Source organism: Cupriavidus taiwanensis, from assembly GCF_900250075.1.
Taxonomy (GTDB): Bacteria; Pseudomonadota; Gammaproteobacteria; order Burkholderiales; family Burkholderiaceae; genus Cupriavidus; species Cupriavidus taiwanensis_C.
In genome coordinates, this window is sequence record NZ_LT977070.1 from 399,900 (window position 1) to 419,407 (window position 19,508).

The following is a 19,508-nucleotide window of genomic DNA, read 5'->3' on the forward strand; positions in this document are numbered from 1 at the left end:
GGCGCCTGCCGGGCAGGCGCGGTGGGCGCTAGTATGGGCGCTAGTCTAACGCGGCGCGCGCGCCGCTCAGTCGACCGTGATGCCCTTGGCCTTGATCAGCTTGCCCCAGCGCTCGGCCTCGGCGCGTGCATAGCTGGCGAATTCCTCGGGCGTGCTCGAGACCGCTTCGACGCCCACGCCTTCCAGCTTCTTCTGCACCTCGGGCGTCTTCAGCGCCTTGACCAGCTCGGCGTTCAGCCGCGCGACCACGGCCTTGGGCGTGCCGGCCGGCGCCACCATGCCTTGCCAGGCGTAGGCCTCGAAGCCGGCCACGCCGCCTTCGGCGACGGTCGGCACACTCGGCAGCACGGAGAGGCGCCTGGGCGTGGCCACGCCCAGCGCGCGCAGCTTGCCGGCCTGAACGTTCTGCTGGCCCGAGGCCAGGTCCAGGAACATCAGGTCGACCTGGCCCGCGAGCAGGTCCTGCACCGCGGGCGCGGCGCCCTTGTAGGGCACGTGCGTCATCTTGACCCGGGTCTGGTCCATGAACAGTTCCATCGCCAGATGGTGCGGGCTGCCGGCGCCCGGCGAGGCAAAATTGACCTTGCCCGGATTCTTCTGCGCATAGTCGATCGCTTCCTTGAGCGTGCGCGCGGGGAAGTTCGGGTTGGCTACCAGCACCAGCGGGAAGCGCGCCAGCTGGCCGATATGGACGAAGTCCTTGTCGGCGTTGTACGGCAGCTTCTTGTACAGCGACGGATTGGCGGCCAGCGTGGCGGTATCGGCGGTCAGCACGGTGTAGCCGTCGGGCCTGGCATGCGCCACCGCATCGGCGCCGACGATGGTGGCGGCGCCGGGCCGGTTGTCGATCACCACCTGCTTGCCCAGCGCCGGCGAGATCGCCTGGGCCACGGTGCGCGCGACCACATCGGTGCCGCCGCCGGCGGGGTAGGGCACCACCCAGCGGATCGGCTGCGACGGCCAGCTGTCGGCGCGCGCGGGTGCGCTCGCGGTGCACAGCAGGGCCAGCAGGGGAACGGCGCCGAGGGCGGCAAGGACGGGGCGGAAGTAGCCAGGGGGGCGCATCGGTGGTCTCCATGGTAAAACGGGGCCCGGCTCGGCGGGCGGCACGTGCGCCGCGCCGGACAGGTCTGTGGCGAAGAAAGTCTACCGAGCGCTTAAAAATTGGTAAATCGATTTCGCTATAGTAAATTTACCTAGGATTTTTCCCTCCCCCAGCCAGCAAGCACAGGCCCTGCCACCCGCATGTCAGAGATCGAAGAAGAAGACGCCAAGCTGCGTTCCGGCATCCAGTCCATCGAGGTGGGCTTCAGGCTGCTGCAGGCGCTCGCGGCATCGCCGCGCGCGATGATGCTGCGCGACCTGGCCGCCGCAGCAGACATGAACCCCGCCAAGGCCCATCGCTATCTGGTCAGCTTCATGCGGCTGGGCGCGGTGGCGCAGGACCCCGTCAGCGGGCGCTATGACCTGGGGCCGTTCGCGCTGCAGCTGGGGCTGGCCGGGCTGAACCGTCTCGACCCGGTCAAGAAGGCGCGGCCGATCCTGTCGCAGCTGCGCGACGAGCTGGACCTGACCGCCGGCATCGCGGTGTGGGGCAACCACGGTCCCACGGTGGTGCACTGGGAGGAATCCAGCCACCCGGTCACGGTCAGCCTGCGCCTGGGTGACGTGATGCCGATGCTCAACTCCGCCACCGGCCGGCTCTACGGTGCCTATCTGCCGCGCAAGCAGACCCTGCCGCTGATCGAGCGCGAGCTGGGCGCGCGCGGCCATGACGGCGTGCCCGACATGCCGCGCACGCTGGCCGACTACGATGCGATCTGCGCCGAGGTGCGCGCGCACGGCGCCGCGCGCACGCTCGGCGGCGTGCTGCCGGGCATCAATGCGTTCTCGATGCCGGTGTTCGACGCCAACGGCCATCTCGCCATGGGGCTGATCGTGCTGGGCGCGCAGAGCATATTCGATGCAGAATGGGGCGGTACGATGGATCGCCGTGTACGCGCCATCGCCCAACAGCTCTCATCGGAACTCGGCTACCTTGGTGCCGCCACGCCGGCCGGACAAACCGGCCCCGCCTGAACCTGACGCCCGGCGCGGCGCGGATTCCCGCGTCTGGCGCCGGCGCCGCTGGATCTTTGTGATTGCGCTGGTGCTGCTGGTCCACCTGCTGGCGGTGGTGGGCCTGGTGCGCATGCCCGGGCCGCTGATCCCGGTCGATGTCAGCGATACCCCCACGCTGGAAGCCGTGCTGCTGCCGCCGCCGGCGCCGCCAGCCCCACCCAAGCCAAGACCGATCGCGCGCGCGCCGCGCCCGCAGCCCAAGCCCGCGGCACCGCAGCCTGAACCGGAAGTTCCCGCACCCGAGCCGGCGCCACCGCTCGCCACCAGCCCGCAGGGCGCTACCGAGATGGCCGCCGGCAGCGGCGGCGAAGGCAGCGCGGCCGCGCCCGCAGCCGCCGCCGCGCCGGCCCCGTCCGGCGGCCCGCAGGGCGGTGTCAACGGCGTGCGCTACAGCGCGCCCCCATCGGCGACCATGCATTACGCCAGCTTCGTCAACGGCGTGCAGAACCCGGACGGCCTGATCCGCTGGGAGCAGGACGGCGGCCGCTACCGCCTGGCGGTCGAGACCCGGGTGCTGTGGTTCCGCTTTGCCTTCCAGAGCAGCGGCGCGCTGGCCGAGCAGGGGCTGTTGCCGGAACGCTACGAGGAGCGCCGCCGCAACAAGGTCGAGGCCTCGCGCATCGACACCGCGGCCGGCACCGTGGCCTTTGCCTCGGGCGCGCAGGCGCCGTTTCCGCCCGGCGCCCAGGACCGCTTCAGCGTCTTCCTGCAACTGGTGGGGCTGGTGCGCGGCAATCCCCAGCGCTATGCCACGCCCGGTGTGACCGAAGCGTTCCAGGTGGCCGACACCCGGGATGTGGAGCCGATGCAAGTGCAGTATGTTGGAGAGGTCGAGGTCGACACCGGCCAGGGCGTGGTGCGCGCCAAGCACTTTGTGCGGCTGCCGCGCCGCGCCAACGACCGGCGCCGCGTCGAGGTCTGGCTGGCGCAGTCGCTGGGCTGGATGCCGGTGCGGTTGCGCCAGACCGAGCCCGACGGCACCCAGATCGACCTGGTGTACCGCGGCAGGGAAGGACCGTAGCGCCGCCGGTTCGCGCCGCCGGTCCGACCATATCCACGCAGGCTTGACCGAAAGGAGACCCAGCCATGACCGTTGCCACGCCGCCCACCGAAACCCGCCGCATCCATGCCGACGGCGCCGACCTGCACGTGCGCCTCGACGGCGCCGACGGGCCCTGGGTGATCATGACCCATGCCCTGGCGGCCGACCATACCCTGTGGGACCTCACCGCCAGGCACCTGGCCGGCCGCTACCGCGTGGTGCGCCCGGACCTGCGCGGCCATGGCGCCAGCGATGCCCCGCTCGGCCCCTACACCATGACGCGCCTGGCCGACGACGTGGTGGCCGTGATGGACGCGCTGCAAATTCCGCAGGCGCACTTCTGCGGCATCTCGGTCGGCGGCATGATCGGGCAGAGCATGGGGCTGCGCCATCCGGAGCGGCTGCTGTCGCTGACGCTGGTTGCGACCAACAGCCAGACGCCGATGGAAGCCCACCCGATGTGGCACAACCGCATCGGCCAGGCCGAGGCCCACGGCATGGCGGGACTCGCCGATGCCACCCTCGGGCGCTGGCTGACGCCGGCGTTCCATGCGTCCCATCCGGACGAAGTGTTGCGTATCCGCGACATGTTGGTGGCGACTCCGGTACGTGGATACGTGGGTGTGGCCGAGGCCATCATGGCTTTCGACCTGGCGGGCGCGCTTTCCCGCATCCATTGTCCTACGCTGGTAGTAGCGGGCGAGCAGGACCAGGGCGCCACCGTGGCGATGGCACAAAGCATTGCCGCGGCGATCCCCGGGTCACGGCTCGAAGTGGTGCCGCAAGCGGCGCACCTGGTGCACGTGGAGCAGCCGGAACGCTTCCACGCCGCGCTGGACGCCTTCCTGGGGAGCGCCGCATGCGGGGGCCAGTGCGACGTTCCGTGACAAGCAACACACTGATGTTCCAGGCTCAAGAAACTTGTTGCATTGGCCGATGCCCAATTCATGTAAGGCAGAAAATCGTGGCAACGTGGTGACAGGCACTCAATAACTTGATTTCCCGCCGGTCACCCCAAGTTTGGAGGTAAAGCCGCGGCGCCCCCCTCATGGCAACAACTGAGGCAAGAACCACAAGGGCGAGCCGCCCATCCATGACGCCCAGGAGGTGTGCCATGCAAATGATCTACAACAGCGACAACTACTGCATCGTCGAGTTCGGTGCGGATGTCGAGCAAGCGCCGCTCGAATTCGGCGGCTACGAAATCGTCGACAAGAACCTGAAGCGCGAGATTTTCCTCGGCGGCCAGCTCGCCGAAAGCTTCCGCGCCGACGTCAAGCGGCTGATCGAAAGCGAGCCGTCGGTGGAGGAGGTCGATGACTTCCTCGGCAAGTTCGACAACGTGATGACGCACCCGCTGGTGATGCACTGAGCGGCCACGCCGGGCCGGCGCCCCGAGCCGCCGCCCGCCCGGTTTCGCGACGAGGACCAAGCCCGCTTCGGCGGGCTTTTGCTTTCTTGCGGCCGCAATGGCTCAGTACTGTTCCCAGGGCAGCCCGTCGTGGCGCCAGCCGTTGAGCGTATTGCGGTGGCGCTCCGCGTCGAGGTCGCCCTCGAAGCCGTGCAGCACAAAGCGGACGTTGGAAAAACCCGCGCCCTCGAGCGCGCGGGCCGCGGCGGACGAGCGATTGCCGCTGCGGCAGATCAGCAGCACCGGCCGCGCCGAGGCCTGCCCGGCGAGCTTCTTCACCATCTGCACGAAATGCGGGTTGACCTCCCAGTCCGGGCCGTCGTTCCAGGGCACGTTGTGCGCGCCCTTGGGATGGCCGACGAACAGGTATTCCATTTCGCTGCGGCAGTCGATGAAGAGCGTCTCGGGCGATTGCGCCAGCAAGGCGTGGGCGTCGGTCGGGGACAGGTGTTGCATGGTCGGAAGAGGCAGTGAAGCGGCGCGGCGCAGGCCGCCGGACGGTGATGTTTACGCCTCTCAGTGTAGGCGCCGGAGCGTCCGGCAGGCAACCGACGGCGCCCGCAAGGCCTTGATACACCTGATAAAATCGCACCTCCTTGGCCGCCATCGGCCACCGCGGCCTACCGTCGAAGCTCCGCCGGCCCCGCCTTTCCAGAGTTCCCCGCCATGAGTGCCCCTGAATCCCGCGCGGCCGCACCGCGCCCCTACACCCGGGCTGCCGAGCTGCCCCGGCTGCTGCAAGAACGCATCCTGATCCTGGATGGCGCCATGGGCACCATGATCCAGCGCTACAAGCTGAGCGAGGCCGACTACCGCGGCGAGCGCTTCGCCGAACACAAGGTCGACGTCAAGGGCAACAACGAACTGCTGCTGCTGACGCGCCCGCAGGTCATCAGCGAGATCCACGAGCAGTACCTGGCCGCCGGCGCCGACCTGATCGAAACCAATACCTTCGGCGCCACGCGGGTGGCGCAGGAAGACTACAAGATGGCCGAGCTGGCCTACGAGATGAACGTCGAGGCCGCGCGCCTGGCGCGCGCTGCCTGCGACAAGTACAGCACGCCCGACAAGCCGCGCTTCGTCGCCGGCGCCTTCGGCCCCACGCCCAAGACCGCCAGCATCTCGCCGGATGTGAACGACCCCGGCGCGCGCAACGTCACCTTCGAGGAATTGCGCGAGTCGTACTACGAACAAGGCAAGGCACTGCTCGAAGGGGGCGCCGACGTGTTCCTGGTCGAGACCATCTTCGACACGCTCAACGCCAAGGCCGCGCTGTTCGCCATCGACCAGCTGTTCGAGGACACCGGCGAGCGCGTGCCGGTGATGATCTCCGGCACCGTGACCGATGCCTCGGGCCGGATCCTGTCCGGGCAGACCGTCGAGGCGTTCTGGAACAGCTTGCGCCATGCGCGGCCGGTGACCTTCGGCCTGAACTGCGCGCTGGGCGCGACGCTGATGCGCCCCTACATCGCCGAGCTGGCCAAGATCTGCGACGCCGCGGTGTCGTGCTACCCCAACGCGGGTTTGCCGAACCCGATGAGCGACACGGGTTTCGATGAAACCCCCGAGGTCACGTCGTCGCTGGTGGAAGAGTTCGCTGCCTCCGGGCTGGTGAACCTGGTGGGCGGCTGCTGCGGCACCACGCCCGAGCATATCGCCGCCATCGCCCAGCGCGTGGCCGACAAGAAACCCCGCAGCTGGCCCGGCCAGTATCGCGACGCCGCCTGAGCCCGAGAGCCTGACAACATGAGCGAGAACAAACTGCCCCCGCGCCCGATGCGCCTGTCCGGCCTGGAGCCCTTTACCATCGACGACGACACGCTGTTCGTCAACGTCGGCGAGCGCACCAACGTGACCGGCTCCAAGGCCTTCGCGCGCATGATCCTGAACGGCCAGTTCGACGAGGCGCTGGCGGTGGCGCGCCAGCAGGTCGAGAACGGCGCGCAGATCATCGACATCAACATGGACGAGGCCATGCTGGACTCGAAGGCCGCGATGGTTCGCTTCCTGAACCTGATCGCGTCCGAGCCCGACATCGCGCGCGTGCCGATCATGCTGGATTCGTCCAAGTGGGAGGTGATCGAGGCCGGCCTGCAATGCGTGCAGGGCAAGCCGGTGGTCAACTCGATCTCGCTGAAGGAAGGCGAGGAACAATTCCGCCACCACGCCGAGCTGATCCGCCGCTACGGTGCGGCCAGCGTGGTGATGGCCTTCGACGAGAAGGGCCAGGCCGATACCTTCGAACGCAAGACGGAGATCTGCAAGCGCAGCTACGACATCCTGGTCAATGAAGTCGGCTTCCCGCCGGAAGACATTATCTTCGACCCGAACATCTTCGCGGTCGCGACCGGCATCGAGGAACACAACAACTACGCGGTGGACTTCATCGAAGCCACGCGCTGGATCAAGCAGAACCTGCCCTACGCCAAGGTCAGCGGCGGCGTTTCCAACGTGTCGTTCTCGTTCCGCGGCAACGACGTGGTGCGCGAGGCGATCCACACCGTGTTCCTGTACCACGCGATCGGCGCGGGCATGGACATGGGCATCGTCAACGCCGGCCAGCTCGGCGTGTATGACCAGCTCGATCCCGAGTTGCGCGAGCGCGTGGAAGACGTGGTGCTGAACCGCCGCGAGGACTCCACCGACCGCCTGCTGGAAATCGCCGACCGCTACAAAGGCGGCGGCGCCAAGAAGGAAGAAAACCTGGCCTGGCGCGGCACGCCCGAGCAGCCGGTGCCGGTGGGCGAACGCCTGGCGCACGCGCTGGTGCATGGCATTACCACCTTCATCGTCGAAGACACCGAGGAAGTGCGGCAGCAGGTCGCCGCGCGCGGCGGCCGCCCGATCGAGGTGATCGAAGGCCCGCTGATGGACGGCATGAACATCGTCGGCGACCTGTTCGGCGCGGGCAAGATGTTCCTGCCGCAGGTGGTCAAGAGCGCGCGCGTGATGAAGCAGGCGGTGGCGCACCTGCTGCCCTTCATCGAGGAAGAAAAGCGCCTGCTGGCCGAGGCCGGCGGCGACGTCAAGGCGCGCGGCAAGATCGTGATCGCCACCGTCAAGGGCGACGTGCACGACATCGGCAAGAACATTGTCTCGGTGGTGCTCCAGTGCAATAACTTCGAAGTGGTCAACATGGGCGTGATGGTCCCGTGCAACGAGATCCTGGCCAAGGCCAAGGTCGAGGGCGCGGACATCGTCGGCCTGTCCGGGCTGATCACGCCGTCGCTGGAAGAAATGGCCTACGTCGCGTCCGAGATGCAGCGCGACGACTACTTCCGCGTGAAGAAGATCCCGCTGCTGATCGGCGGCGCCACCACCTCGCGCGTGCATACCGCGGTCAAGATCGCACCCAACTACGAAGGCCCGGTGGTGTACGTGCCGGATGCCTCGCGCTCGGTCAGCGTGGCGTCGAGCCTGCTGTCCGACGAAGGCGCGGCCCGGTACCTGGACGAGCTGAAGAGCGACTACGAGCGCATCCGCACCCAGCACGCCAACAAGAAGGCCACGCCGATGGTGACGCTGGCGCAGGCGCGCGCCAACAAGACGCCGATCGACTGGAGCGGCTACGTGCCGCCGAAGCCAAAGTTCATCGGCCGCCGCGTGTTCCGCAACTACGATCTGGCCGAGCTGGCCAACTACATCGACTGGGGCCCGTTCTTCCAGACCTGGGACCTCGCCGGCAAATTCCCCGACATCCTCAATGACGAGATCGTGGGGGAATCGGCGCGCAAGGTGTTCTCGGACGGCAAGGCCATGCTGTCGCGCCTGATCCAGGGCCGCTGGCTGAGCGCCAACGGCGTGATCGCGCTGCTGCCGGCCAACACCGTCAACGACGACGATATCGAGATCTACACCGACGAGAGCCGCAGCAAGGTCGCACTGACCTGGCACAACCTGCGCCAGCAGAGCGAGCGCCCGGTGGTCGACGGCGTGCGCCGCCCCAACCGCTGCCTGGCCGACTTCGTTGCACCGAAGGACAGCGGCATCGCCGACTATGTCGGCGTGTTTGCCGTGACCGCGGGCCTGGGCGTCGACAAGAAGGAGGCGCAGTTCGAGGCGGACCACGACGACTACAGCGCGATCATGCTCAAGGCGCTGGCCGACCGCCTGGCCGAGGGCTTCGCCGAATGCCTGCACGAGCGCGTGCGCAAGGACCTGTGGGGCTATGACGCCGCCGAGGCGCTGAGCAACGACGAGCTGATCGCCGAGAAGTACCGCGGCATCCGTCCCGCGCCGGGCTATCCGGCGTGCCCGGAGCACACCGTCAAGGGGCCGATGTTCGAGTTCCTCGACGCGGCCGAGATCGGCATGGGCATTACCGAGTCGCTGGCGATGACGCCGGCGGCCTCGGTCAGCGGCTTCTACCTGGCGCATCCCGAGTCGACCTACTTCACCATCGGCAAGATCGGCCAGGACCAGCTCGACGACATGGCGGCCCGCCGCCATGAGGACCGCGCCGCGCTGGCGCGCGCGCTCGCGCCCAACCTGTAACCGGGTGCGACGCCCGGGCGGCAGCGGCGGCGGCGATGCGCCGCCGCCAGCCCTTTGATGCAGCAGGAAAAGCGCAGCGAATGGCCCGCACGGCGCCGCCAGGGTGGCGTGCGGGCCGCCTCACAACTCCTTACAGTGCCTTTCAACTGCTCACAGACCGCCGCAGTCCGGCTCCCTAGACTGAGGGCTCGATACACGCAATCACCAGCGTGATCACCGCGGCGAATGTTTCGCCGTGGGGCATCCTGAAAGGAGTCTGTCCATGAAGAAACTGCTGCTCTCCCTGTCCGCACTGTCGATCGCCGCGGCTTCCTCGCTGGCCATGGCCCAGGGCACCGGCGCTGCCGTCGGCGCCAAGGCCGATGTCGGTGCCTCGGTGACCACGCCCGCGCCCGCCGCGGCGGCACAAGGTGGCCTGAACGCCGTCGGCGGCGCCGCCACGGGTGCCGCGGGCGCGGCCGAGAAGGGCCTGTCGACCGCCGGCGCGGCGACCGACAAGGGCCTGTCGGCAGCGGGCACGGCGGCTGACAAGGGCCTGTCGACCGCGGGCGCCGCCGTCGACAAGAGCGCCGGCACCGCCGCCGACGCCACCGGCTCGGCCAAGGCAGAGGCGGGCAGCAAGGCCAAGCATGGCAAGCACGCCGCCAAGTCGACCAAGAAGTCGAAGGCCGACGCGAACGTGGGCGTCAGCGCCGGCGCGGAGGCTGGCGCGAAAGCGCAGTAAGCACCCGGATAGTCGCTTGCAGTACTAGCCCCAGCCTCTACCGGTGCATGGCCGCGCCGGGCTCCCTCCAGGGAAGTTCACGGGCCTGACGCGCCGCAGCAAAGCGGGACGGATCCTATCCGTCCCGCTTTGCTTTTGCGGCTGCCGCGGCGTGCCCGCGGCTGGCCTTGCCGCCACGCCGCATTGTCAGCCTGACACCGACAGCCTGAGCGCGCGCGCGGCACTACAATGACAGCATCGCAAGCGGTTCCGCCTGCACCCGACGTGCACCGGGCCGAAGTGCTGGTCCGTTAAACCCGTGGAGCCCCACATGATCCGCGTCCTGATCGCCGACGACCACGAGATTGTGCGTGCCGGGCTGCGTCAGTTCATTTCCGAAGAACCCGATATCCAGGTGACCGGCGAGGCCGGCAGTGGCGACGAAGTCATGGCGCAGCTGCGCGATGCCGAGTTCGACGTGCTGGTGCTGGACATCTCGATGCCGGACCGCAACGGCATCGACGTGCTCAAGCTGATCCGCCAGCGCAAGCCCGACCTGCCGGTGCTGATCCTGTCGACATACCCGGAAGACCAGTACGCGATCAACCTGATCCGTGCGGGCGCCTCCGGTTATCTGACCAAGGAAAGCGCACCCGACGACCTGGTCAAGGCAATCCGCACGGTGGCGCAGGGGCGCCGCTACGTCAGCGCCACGGTGGCCGACCTGCTGATCGGCGGGCTCGACAAGCCGACCGAGCAGCCGGTGCACCAGATGCTGTCCGAGCGCGAGTTCCAGATCTTTTGCAAGCTTTCACGCGGGCAGTCGGTATCGGTGATCGCCGACGAGCTGTTCCTCAGCGTCAAGACCGTCAGCACCTACCGTTCGCGCATCCTGGAGAAAATGGGCATGAAGACCAACGCCGACCTGACCTACTACGCGATCAAGAACGGCCTGGTGGAATAGCAGTTCAATCGCGGCCCCGCGCGGGCCGCCCCGGAAGGGACCCGCAATACAAAATATGTCGGAGCAGGATTCGAACACTTCCTACCGGGCGCTGAACGTGCTGCTGATTGAAGATTCGGCGGTCCTGCGTGGCATGCTGCTCGAATACCTGAAGGATTTCCCGTTTATCGAGAACGTCGACTGGGCCGATACCGAAGCCCTGGCGCTGCGCCTGCTCGGCGCCGGCAAGTACGACGTCGCCATCGTCGACCTGCAGTTGCGCCAGGGTAACGGCATCAACGTGCTGCGCGCGATGCAGCGTGCCGGCACCGGCACCGTGCGCATCGTCTACACCAACCATGCCCAGCTCGAAATGTACCGGCGCCAGTGCGCCGAGGCGGGCGCCGACTATTTCTTCGACAAGTCCCTGGAGCTGGAGCAGGTGTTCCGCGTGATCGAGGAACACGCCGCGCCACAGGGCTGACGCATCAGGCGCGTGCCGGCTCGGGACTTTCGGGTTCTTCTGCGGGCGCCAGCACGGAGGTTGTCAACGGCACTTCGATGCGGATGCGCACGCCGGCATCCGGCGACGAATCGATCTGCATGCTGCCGCCCAGCGCCGTGACGCGCTGCTCCATCCCCAGCAAGCCGTGGTGCCCGGCCTGGTTGCCGGCGTCGAAGTCCGGCGGCAGGCCCTTGCCGTCGTCGCGCACGGTCAGCGTCAGCAGTTCGCCCTGGCACGCCAGCGACACCTCGACGTGCCGGGCCTCGGAGTACTTGCTGGCATTGGTCAGCGATTCCTGCACGATGCGGTACAGCGCGATCGCGGCTTCGTCGCGCAGCGCCGGCAGGTCTTCGGGCACGCTGACCTCGGTCTCCCAGTTATTGCGCGCGCCCACTTCCTCGACCAGTTGAGTGACCGCCGCGCGCAGGCCCAGGTTGAGCAACACGGTGGGGCGCAGGTCCTCGATCAGGCGGCGCTTGATCTGGATGCCCTGGTCCACGTGCAGCATCACGCGCGTCAGGCGCTCGGCGGCCATCGGCTGGTCCGCCTGTACCTTGCGGCGCACCCAGTGCAGGTCCAGCTTGATCGCCGTCAGGATCGCGCCCAGCTCGTCATGCAGTTCGCGCGCGAGCCGGGTCTTCTCGTCTTCGGTCACGCGCTGCAGGTGGCCCGCCAGCGCCGACAGCTGGCGCGTACGCGCGCGCACCTTGCGGTCCAGCCGCACGCTTTCCTCTTCCAGCTGCGTGCGCACCGCCTCGGCCATCGCCAGCCGCTTGGCGTGGCCGATGCCGACCGCCATCAGCAGGATGATGTTGATCGCCGTGAGCAGGCCGATGCCGTAGCGCGACAGCTGCACGTCGTTCTCGGCGCCCTCGAGCCGGTGCGACACCGCGCCGGCCTCGCGCGCCTGCAGCTGGTCGAGCCCGCGGCGCGCGTTGTCCATGGTCTGCTTGCCGTAGTCGGTGCGGATCAGGTCCAGCGCCACTTCCAGGTCGCGCTTGCCGTACACCAGCGTCAGCGCCATCTCGTTGAGCTTGCTGTTGACCAGCTTGGAGGTGTCGCCGAACTGCTTCAGGCCTTCCGGGTCATTGGCGTAGCCCGCGCGGATCTGCGCCATCAGCTCGGCGATGCGCGGCAGCGCCTTGTAGTACGGCTCCAGGTAGCTTTCCTTGCCGGTCAGCAGGAAGCCGCGCTGGCCGGCCTCGGCATTGACCAGCTCGCCGTTGAGCGCGGCCAGCTCGGTCTGCAGGCGCTGCGAGCGGATCACGTCGGTATAGCTTTCACGCAGGCGGATATTGCCGGTTTCCGACGCCACCAGCACCGCCAGGGTCAGCAGGATGCCGCCCGCCAGCAACAGCGTGTGAGGGAGAAATGACTGCTTGAACATGGGGCAATTCCTATCGAGAAGGCGCGCTCGCCCGCCGCGGCGCCAAGGGAGGGCCCATGGAATCACATCGACCGCCATGGGTCAACCCGCCGCCGGTTTTAGAGTCGCACTTTGCGCCGGCGCCGCAGCCTCATTGCGTGCACGGCAAGCGCTGCGCGAAGCCCGCGTGGCGCGCGGCAGGCGTTGTAGGACTTGGCTGACAGTGGAATCGGCTGCCTGTCGGTATTGGCACGAAGCGTGTCTTTCTACGATGAGGCTATGAGCTTGCACCCGTTGGCGCAAGCCTCACATGGGCCCAGCCAGTGCGCCTGGCCTGGTCCGAAATCTTCGGGAGCCTAGCCATGCTGCAATATGCACTCGTATTTTTCGTCATCGCCCTGATCGCCGCCATTTTCGGCTTCGGCGGGATTGCCGCCGGCGCCGTGGAAATCGCCAAGATCCTGTTTTTCATCTTCCTGGTCGTGGCGCTGGTCGCCGCGGTGATGGGACTCGTTCGCAGGGGACGATAACGCCGGCGCAAGCCGGCATCAAGCCCTCGTCGACCCGAACCTGAGGAGACCGTATGCTGACGCAGAACCCTAAAGTCCGTAAGGAACTGAACCACCTGTCCGACAGTGCCGACAGTGCGATCCGCCATATCAAGCATGCCGCGCGCGATACGCGCGAGGCGGCGGCGCCGGTGTCCAGCGAAGTCAAGTCGCTGATCTCGCAGCTCGAGCACACCATCCAGGTGCTGGCGCGCGAGGGCTCCGCCGAGAGCCTGCAGGCGGGCCACCGCCTGCGCGAGCGCGCCAGCGACATGGCGCATCGCCTGCGCGCCCAGACCGCTGACGGCATGATGCGCGCCCGCGAACGCGTGGATGGCGCGGTGGTGCAGGCCCAGCACCGCGTGGCCGAATCCCCGCTGAAGGCGGTGGCGATCGCCGCCGCGGTCGGCGCGGTGATCGGTCTGCTGCTGGCCAACGGCCGGCACCATGCCGATGAGGAATAGCCGCGCGGATTCAGCAGACAAGACCTGACGCGGAGACCCGGCTGGCGCGCCAGCCGGGCTCCGCCGGAATTCCCCCCTTTCCGGAACCCTCGTCCGGAAGCCCGGTCGCCAGTTGTGGTGCCGGGTGTTTTTTTATCCGCGGAAAGCGCAGCACCGGCGCGGCGCCGCTCGGCGTCCGCCGGCCGGCAGGTATCGCTCAGACCCCCCAGAGGACATTGGCCCCTTCGCGCTGCGAGGCACGCAGCATGTCGAGGAACGGATAGGCACGCTGCCCCAGGTGCAGTGGTTCTTCTTCGTCTTCGCCGGCATCGGGTTGGGTCTCGACCGCAGTGTCGGCAGGATGGGCGCGCGCATCGGCCACGGCTGCCTCGAGCTTGTGGATCGCGTGCGGCAGTTCTTCGACGGTGATCACCCCCCGTTCCCCGAGATGCTTGCCGATGATGCCCAGGAGCGTCACGGCCAGATCCTTCATCATGATCAGGTCCTGCGCGGCGTGGGATTTGAAGGTGATCAGCATGATGGTTTTTCCTTTCACGGAGAACGGTGGGCGGCGTCCCCGGGGCGGGATGCCGCGCCGGTTCGGGCACGGTCTGGCGCGGCCGCCGGAGCGGATTGTGGTCCGTGGCCGTCCTTGCGCATGATGTCAGCATAGCACCTGATAAAATTGCGCGTTTCCGATTCCCATGCCTGTCACGCGGCGCGGCGTTGATTCGCCGTCACTTGCCGTGGTCGTGGCGCCGGCGCGGCCCGCGGGGCCTGCGCCTGAATACCAGCCCACAGGGCTTCCGACATCCATGCTGCCTGTTCAGACCTCCAATCTTGCCGCCGCGTTCACCGATGCCGTGCGCGCGCTCGCCCCGGCCGATGCCACCTTGCCCGCGGTCACCTTCGAGCGGCCCAAGGTGGCCGCCCATGGCGACCTCGCCTGCAATGTCGCGATGCAGGTCGCGCGCGCGCTCAAGAGCAATCCGCGCGAGCTGGCGCAGCGCATCGTCGCCGCGGTGCAGGCCGACGCGCGCGCGCAGGACCTGGTCGCGACCATGGAGATCGCCGGCCCCGGCTTCATCAACCTGCGCCTGACGCCGGCGGCCAAGGCCGAGGTGTTGCGCGCGGTGCTGAACCAGGGCGACCACTACGGCGCGCGCGAGCGCGGCGTGCACGGCCAGGTGCTGGTGGAGTTCGTCTCGGCCAACCCGACCGGTCCGCTGCACGTCGGCCACGGCCGCCAGGCGGCGCTGGGCGATGCGCTCGCCAACCTGCTGTCGTGGCAGGGCTGGCACGTGCACCGCGAGTTCTACTACAACGACGCCGGCGTGCAGATCCAGACCCTGGCGCTGTCGGTGCAGGCGCGCGCGCGCGGCCTGAAGCCGGGCGATGCCAGCTGGCCGGAAGCCGCCTACAACGGCGACTATATCGCCGATATCGCCGCAGACTTCCTCGCCGGCAAGACCGTCAGCGCCTCCGACGGCGAGCCGGTGACCGCGTCGGGCAACGTCGACGACATCGACTCGATCCGCAAGTTCGCCGTGACCTATCTGCGCAACGAGCAGGACATCGACCTGCAGGCCTTCGGCGTCAAGTTCGACCGCTACTACCTGGAGTCGTCGCTGTACAGCGACGGGCGCGTCGACGCCGCGGTGCAGTCGCTGATCGGTAAAGGCAAGACCTACGAGAGCGAGGGCGCGCTGTGGCTGCGCACCACCGACGACGGCGACGACAAGGACCGCGTGATGAAGAAGAGCGACGGCACCTATACCTACTTCGTGCCGGACGTGGCCTACCACACCACCAAGTGGGAGCGCGGCTTCACCAAGGTCATCAACGTGCAGGGCAGCGACCACCACGGCACCATCGCGCGCGTGCGCGCCGGCCTGCAGGGCCTGGACATCGGCATCCCGCAGGGCTATCCCGACTACGTGCTGCACAAGATGGTGACAGTGATGAAGAACGGCGAGGAGGTCAAGATCTCCAAGCGCGCCGGCTCCTACGTCACCGTGCGCGACCTGATCGAATGGTCCAACGGCCAGGATGACACCTGCGAGACCATCCGCGGCTGCCTGGAGCAGGGCGTGGCCGACTGGCCTGCGCACTTTACCCGCGGCCGCGACGCGGTGCGCTTCTTCCTGCTGTCGCGCAAGGCCGATACCGAGTTCGTGTTCGATGTCGACCTGGCGCTCAAGCAGAGCGACGAGAACCCGGTGTACTACGTCCAGTACGCCCATGCCCGCATCTGCTCGATCTTCGAGTCGTGGGGCGGGGCGGACTGGGAAGCGCGCCTGCCCGAGCTGGCCGGCGCCGACCTGGCCGCCGTGACCGGCGCCGAGGCCAGCGCCCAGGCGCTGGCGCTGGGACAGCGCCTGGCCGAGTTCCCGGACATGCTGTCGGCCGCCGCGTCGGAACTGGCGCCGCACGCGGTGGCGTTCTACCTGCGCGACCTGGCCGGCGACTTCCACGCCTTCTACAACGCCGACCGCGTGCTGGTCGACGACGAAGCCGTGAAGCGTGCCCGCCTGGCGCTGCTGGCCGCCACGCGCCAGGTGCTGCGCAACGGCCTGGCGGTGATCGGCGTGTCCGCCCCGCGCCGCATGTAAGCGCGCAGCCGGCGCCCGGCCCGGTGCGGCCGGCGGCGGCACTGGCTCTATAATCCCGGCATCACCGAAGAGGACTTCATGCAACAGCAACGCAAGCGCGAGTCGCGCAATGTCCGCCGCAGCCAGCAGCGCGGCGGTACGTTCCTGGGCCTGGTGCTCGGTCTGATCGTCGGGCTGGCCATCGCCGTGGTGGTCGCCCTGTACATCACCAAGTCGCCGACGCCGTTCCAGCAGAAACACGCCCCCCGGCCGAGCGAGCCCGGCAACGTCACCAGCCAGCTGCCGGCCCCGGCCCAGCGCGCCGACGAAGGCCCGAGCGACCCGAACAAGCCGCTGTGGAGCAAGACCCCGGCCAAGCCGGTGGGCCAGGCGCCGGAGCCCGAGCCCAAGCAGAACGGCCAGCCGCCGGTGGCGACCCGCCCGGCGGAGAAGCCGCTCGACAAGCCGCTGGACAAGCCCGTCGAGAAGCCGGCTGACAGGCCGGCTGACAAGCCGCTCGCGACCAAGCCCGCCGAGAAGCCGGTGTCCGACCCGATCGCCGAGATCGCGCAGGCCGACGCGCACAAGGTGGGCTACCTGCTGCAGGTGGGCGCGTTCCGCTCGTCGGACGATGCCGACCGCCAGAAGGCCAACCTGGCGATGCAGGGCTTCGAGGCCCGCATTACCGAGCGTGACGTCAACGGGGTCAAGATGTACCGGGTGCGCCTGGGGCCGTTCAACCGCATCGAAGACATGAACAAGGCACGCGACCGGCTGCAGTCGTCCGGTTTCGAGGCCTCGGTGATCCGCTTTACCAAGCAGTAGGCGGCGCCGCTTAATACCCGGTAACCGCCGCAACACCGCAGCAACAGGTTCCCGCCAGATGCGGCGGGCGCACCGATGAACCGGGTGCCGCCGCCGCTGTCATACGCTCATCGTCCAAACCGCAAGGCCGTTCTCAAATGAAAAAACTCGCCGCACTGTTCGCCATGTTCGCCGCCGTGGGCGGCCTGCTGATGTCCGCCCCGTCGCAGGCGGCACCCACCGAAGGCAAGGAGTACCAGGTCCTGAAGACGCCCCAGCCGGTCGCGGCGGGCAAGATCGAGGTGACCGAGTTCTTCTGGTATGGCTGCCCGCACTGCTATGACTTCGAGCCCGACCTGGAAGCCTGGGTCAAGAAGCAGGGCGGCAATGTGGTGTTCAAGCGCGTGCCGGTCGCGTTCCGCGACGACCTGCTGCCGCACACCAAGATCTTCTACGCGCTGGAAGCCATCGGCAAGCTCGACGCCATGCACAACAAGGTCTTCAGCGCCATCCACGTGGACCGCAAGCGCCTGACCGACACCAACGAGATCGCCGATTTCATGGCCAAGAACGGCGTCGACCGCAAGGCCTTCGTGGATGCGTACAACTCGTTCACGGTGACCACCAACGCGCAGCGCGCCAACAAGATCGCCGACGCCTACAAGATCGACGGCGTGCCGACCGTGGTGGTGCAGGGCAAGTACGTGACCTCGCCGTCGATCGCCGGCAACAAGCAGGGCGCGGTGCAGACCATGGATTACCTGGTGGAGCAGATCAAGGCGAAGAAGCTTTGATTGGCTGAAGGTTTGCTCCCAGGCAGGGGGCAAGGACCTGTGGCAAGCCAAACGGCTGGTATCCTGTACCAGCCGTTTTTTTATTCAGAGTTTCCGCCCTCATGCGTCCCCTCAAAGTCTTCCTCACCGGCGCCTCCAGCGGCCTGGGCCAGGCGCTCGCGCGCGAATACGCCGCGCAGGGCGCCATCCTTGGCCTGGTGGCGCGGCGCGAGGACGCGTTGCGCCAGTTCGTGGCCACCTTGCCCAACCCGGGGGCGGTGCGCATCTATGGCGCCGACGTGCGCGACGCCGACGCAATGGCACGGGCGGCGGAAGACTTCGTCGGCCAGTTCGGCTGCCCGGATGTGGTGATCGCCAATGCCGGGGTCTCGGTCGGCACCGTCGCCAGCGAGCGCGAGGACCTGGACGCCTTCCGCCAGGTGATGGAAACCAACTGGTTCGGCGTGCTGACCACCTTCCAGCCCTTCCTGCATGCGATGCAGGCGCGCGAGCCCGGCCACTTCGGACGGCGCGGCACGCTGGTGGGCATTGCCAGCGTGGCCGGCGTGCGCGGGCTGCCGGGGGCCGGGGCCTACAGCGCTTCCAAGTCGGCGGTGATCAAGCTGCTCGAAAGCCTGCGGCTGGAGCAGCGCCGGCACGGCATCCGCGTGGTTACGATCGCGCCCGGCTATATCCGCACGCCGATGACCGCGCACAACCCTTACCGCATGCCGTTCCTGACCGATGCCGACGTGTTTGCGCGCAAGGCCGTGCGTGTGATCGCGGCGGGCCGGCGCTTCCGCGTGATCCCGTGGCCGATGGGCGTGGTGGCGGCGCTGCTGCATGTGATGCCGCGCTGGCTGTACGACGCGCTCGCCGCGGGCGCGCCGCGCAAGCCCCGCCGTGCCGACGCACCCCGGGAGCCCTGAGATGTGGCGCGACGCCATCGGCCAGCAGCATGCCGCCGCCACCGGCGTGGTGCGGATCGCCTCGCTGGTGCCGTCGGTGACCGAGCTTTTGTTCGCGCTCGGGCTGGCGCGGCAGATGGTGGCGCGCACCGGCTTCTGCATCCACCCGCAACCGGCGGTGCGCGCCGTGCCCAAGGTGGGCGGCACCAAGGACGTCAACGTGGCGCGGCTGCGCGAGCTGGCGCCCACGCATGTAGTGGTCAATATCGACGAGAACCGGCGCGAGACCGTGGATGAGATCCGCGGCTTCGTGCCCAACGTGATCGTCACCCATCCGTGCGCGCCCGAGGACAACCTCGGGCTGTACCGGCTGCTGGGCGGCATCTTCGGCTGCCATGCCGAGGCCGAGTCGCTGTGCGCGGCGCTGCAGGCGCAGCTGGATGCGATCCGCGTGCGGCCGTGGCCGGCGCGCCGCGTGCTGTACGCGATCTGGCAGGACCCGTGGATGACGGTGTCGCGCGACACCTATATCAGCCGCATGCTGGCGCTGGCCAACTGGCAGACCTGGCCTGGCGGCACGGATACCATGCAGGCCTGCGAAGGCGGCGACTGCAGCCGCCCCAATGCGCCCGGCGAGCGCTATCCGACTTTCCGCTGGAGCGACGCGCTGGTGCGCGAGCTCGACCTGGTGTTGCTGTCGACCGAGCCCTACCGCTTTACCGAAGACCACGCCGACGCGCTCGAGCGCCAGCTGGGCAAACCGGTGCTGCTGGTCGACGGCGAGATGCTGTCGTGGTACGGCAGCCGCGCCGTCGACGGGGTGCGCTACCTGGCGGCGCTGGCGGCCGCCAACTGA

General features: G+C 68.1%; 20 protein-coding genes. 16 read left to right on the forward strand and 4 right to left on the reverse strand.

The window, feature by feature from the left end; all coding sequences use genetic code 11:
* Positions 1 to 66: 66 nt before the first annotated feature.
* Positions 67 to 1,065, reverse strand: a complete 999-nt coding sequence (locus tag CBM2588_RS01825; RefSeq protein WP_115679110.1) for a Bug family tripartite tricarboxylate transporter substrate binding protein — start codon at positions 1,063 to 1,065, stop codon at positions 67 to 69.
* Between the two features lie 180 nt (positions 1,066 to 1,245).
* On the opposite strand from CBM2588_RS01825, the gene CBM2588_RS01830 reads away from it, so the two are divergent.
* The 4 genes from CBM2588_RS01830 (at position 1,246) to CBM2588_RS01845 (ending at position 4,535) form a co-directional block, all read left to right on the forward strand.
* On the forward strand, positions 1,246 to 2,079 hold the full coding sequence (locus tag CBM2588_RS01830; protein WP_062796236.1) for an IclR family transcriptional regulator: 834 nt from the start codon (positions 1,246 to 1,248) through the stop codon (positions 2,077 to 2,079).
* Positions 2,080 to 2,137: 58 nt separating this feature from the next.
* Complete coding sequence (locus CBM2588_RS01835) at positions 2,138 to 3,142, forward strand: DUF3108 domain-containing protein (RefSeq protein WP_231942088.1); 1,005 nt, start codon at positions 2,138 to 2,140, stop codon at positions 3,140 to 3,142.
* Between the two features lie 65 nt (positions 3,143 to 3,207).
* The gene (locus tag CBM2588_RS01840) at positions 3,208 to 4,050 is read left to right on the forward strand and encodes an alpha/beta fold hydrolase (RefSeq protein ID WP_115679111.1); all 843 of its coding nucleotides are present in this window, start codon (positions 3,208 to 3,210) and stop codon (positions 4,048 to 4,050) included.
* A 227-nt stretch (positions 4,051 to 4,277) separates the two neighbouring features.
* Entirely contained in the window at positions 4,278 to 4,535 is a 258-nt protein-coding gene (locus tag CBM2588_RS01845) for a BTH_I0359 family protein (protein WP_012351433.1), read from the forward strand.
* A gap of 102 nt (positions 4,536 to 4,637) precedes the next feature.
* Here the strand turns inward: CBM2588_RS01845 and CBM2588_RS01850 are convergent, their stop codons facing one another.
* Positions 4,638 to 5,030 (reverse strand): rhodanese-like domain-containing protein, encoded by a 393-nt coding sequence (locus CBM2588_RS01850; RefSeq protein ID WP_018006652.1) that lies wholly within the window; start codon positions 5,028 to 5,030, stop codon positions 4,638 to 4,640.
* A 210-nt stretch (positions 5,031 to 5,240) separates the two neighbouring features.
* On the opposite strand from CBM2588_RS01850, the gene CBM2588_RS01855 reads away from it, so the two are divergent.
* The 5 genes from CBM2588_RS01855 to CBM2588_RS01875 all read left to right on the forward strand — a co-directional run bounded on the left by CBM2588_RS01855 (position 5,241) and on the right by CBM2588_RS01875 (position 11,198).
* Positions 5,241 to 6,302 carry a homocysteine S-methyltransferase family protein gene (locus CBM2588_RS01855; protein WP_115679112.1) on the forward strand — a complete coding sequence of 354 codons (1,062 nt, stop codon included), beginning with the start codon at positions 5,241 to 5,243 and terminating at the stop codon, positions 6,300 to 6,302.
* Between the two features lie 18 nt (positions 6,303 to 6,320).
* Positions 6,321 to 9,068, forward strand: a complete 2,748-nt coding sequence (gene metH, locus CBM2588_RS01860; RefSeq protein ID WP_115679113.1) for a methionine synthase — start codon at positions 6,321 to 6,323, stop codon at positions 9,066 to 9,068.
* Positions 9,069 to 9,330: 262 nt separating this feature from the next.
* The gene (locus CBM2588_RS01865) at positions 9,331 to 9,792 is read left to right on the forward strand and encodes a hypothetical protein (RefSeq protein WP_115679114.1); all 462 of its coding nucleotides are present in this window, start codon (positions 9,331 to 9,333) and stop codon (positions 9,790 to 9,792) included.
* 310 nt (positions 9,793 to 10,102) lie between these two features.
* Positions 10,103 to 10,735 carry a response regulator gene (locus CBM2588_RS01870; protein ID WP_018006648.1) on the forward strand — a complete coding sequence of 211 codons (633 nt, stop codon included), beginning with the start codon at positions 10,103 to 10,105 and terminating at the stop codon, positions 10,733 to 10,735.
* Positions 10,736 to 10,790: 55 nt separating this feature from the next.
* The gene (locus CBM2588_RS01875) at positions 10,791 to 11,198 is read left to right on the forward strand and encodes a response regulator (protein WP_018006647.1); all 408 of its coding nucleotides are present in this window, start codon (positions 10,791 to 10,793) and stop codon (positions 11,196 to 11,198) included.
* A gap of 4 nt (positions 11,199 to 11,202) precedes the next feature.
* Here CBM2588_RS01875 and CBM2588_RS01880 read toward each other — a convergent pair whose 3' ends face one another.
* Positions 11,203 to 12,606, reverse strand: a complete 1,404-nt coding sequence (locus CBM2588_RS01880; RefSeq protein WP_115679115.1) for a sensor histidine kinase — start codon at positions 12,604 to 12,606, stop codon at positions 11,203 to 11,205.
* Between the two features lie 341 nt (positions 12,607 to 12,947).
* On the opposite strand from CBM2588_RS01880, the gene CBM2588_RS01885 reads away from it, so the two are divergent.
* Positions 12,948 to 13,115, forward strand: a complete 168-nt coding sequence (locus CBM2588_RS01885) for a DUF1328 domain-containing protein (RefSeq protein ID WP_010812883.1) — start codon at positions 12,948 to 12,950, stop codon at positions 13,113 to 13,115.
* Between the two features lie 53 nt (positions 13,116 to 13,168).
* Positions 13,169 to 13,597, forward strand: coding sequence for a DUF883 family protein (locus tag CBM2588_RS01890; protein WP_111520520.1), 429 nt, complete (start codon positions 13,169 to 13,171; stop codon positions 13,595 to 13,597).
* Positions 13,598 to 13,793: 196 nt separating this feature from the next.
* Here the strand turns inward: CBM2588_RS01890 and CBM2588_RS01895 are convergent, their stop codons facing one another.
* Positions 13,794 to 14,114 carry a DUF1840 domain-containing protein gene (locus tag CBM2588_RS01895; RefSeq protein WP_115679116.1) on the reverse strand — a complete coding sequence of 107 codons (321 nt, stop codon included), beginning with the start codon at positions 14,112 to 14,114 and terminating at the stop codon, positions 13,794 to 13,796.
* A 277-nt stretch (positions 14,115 to 14,391) separates the two neighbouring features.
* Here CBM2588_RS01895 and argS point away from each other — a divergent pair, with 277 nt between their 5' ends.
* The 5 genes from argS to CBM2588_RS01920 all read left to right on the forward strand — a co-directional run bounded on the left by argS (position 14,392) and on the right by CBM2588_RS01920 (position 19,508).
* Positions 14,392 to 16,188 (forward strand): arginine--tRNA ligase, encoded by a 1,797-nt coding sequence (argS, locus tag CBM2588_RS01900; RefSeq protein ID WP_115679117.1) that lies wholly within the window; start codon positions 14,392 to 14,394, stop codon positions 16,186 to 16,188.
* A 78-nt stretch (positions 16,189 to 16,266) separates the two neighbouring features.
* Entirely contained in the window at positions 16,267 to 16,992 is a 726-nt protein-coding gene (locus CBM2588_RS01905) for an SPOR domain-containing protein (RefSeq protein WP_115679118.1), read from the forward strand.
* A gap of 137 nt (positions 16,993 to 17,129) precedes the next feature.
* Positions 17,130 to 17,765 (forward strand): thiol:disulfide interchange protein DsbA/DsbL, encoded by a 636-nt coding sequence (locus tag CBM2588_RS01910; protein ID WP_115679119.1) that lies wholly within the window; start codon positions 17,130 to 17,132, stop codon positions 17,763 to 17,765.
* A gap of 101 nt (positions 17,766 to 17,866) precedes the next feature.
* Positions 17,867 to 18,673 carry an SDR family oxidoreductase gene (locus CBM2588_RS01915; protein ID WP_115679120.1) on the forward strand — a complete coding sequence of 269 codons (807 nt, stop codon included), beginning with the start codon at positions 17,867 to 17,869 and terminating at the stop codon, positions 18,671 to 18,673.
* 1 nt (position 18,674) lies between these two features.
* Complete coding sequence (locus CBM2588_RS01920) at positions 18,675 to 19,508, forward strand: helical backbone metal receptor (protein ID WP_115679121.1); 834 nt, start codon at positions 18,675 to 18,677, stop codon at positions 19,506 to 19,508.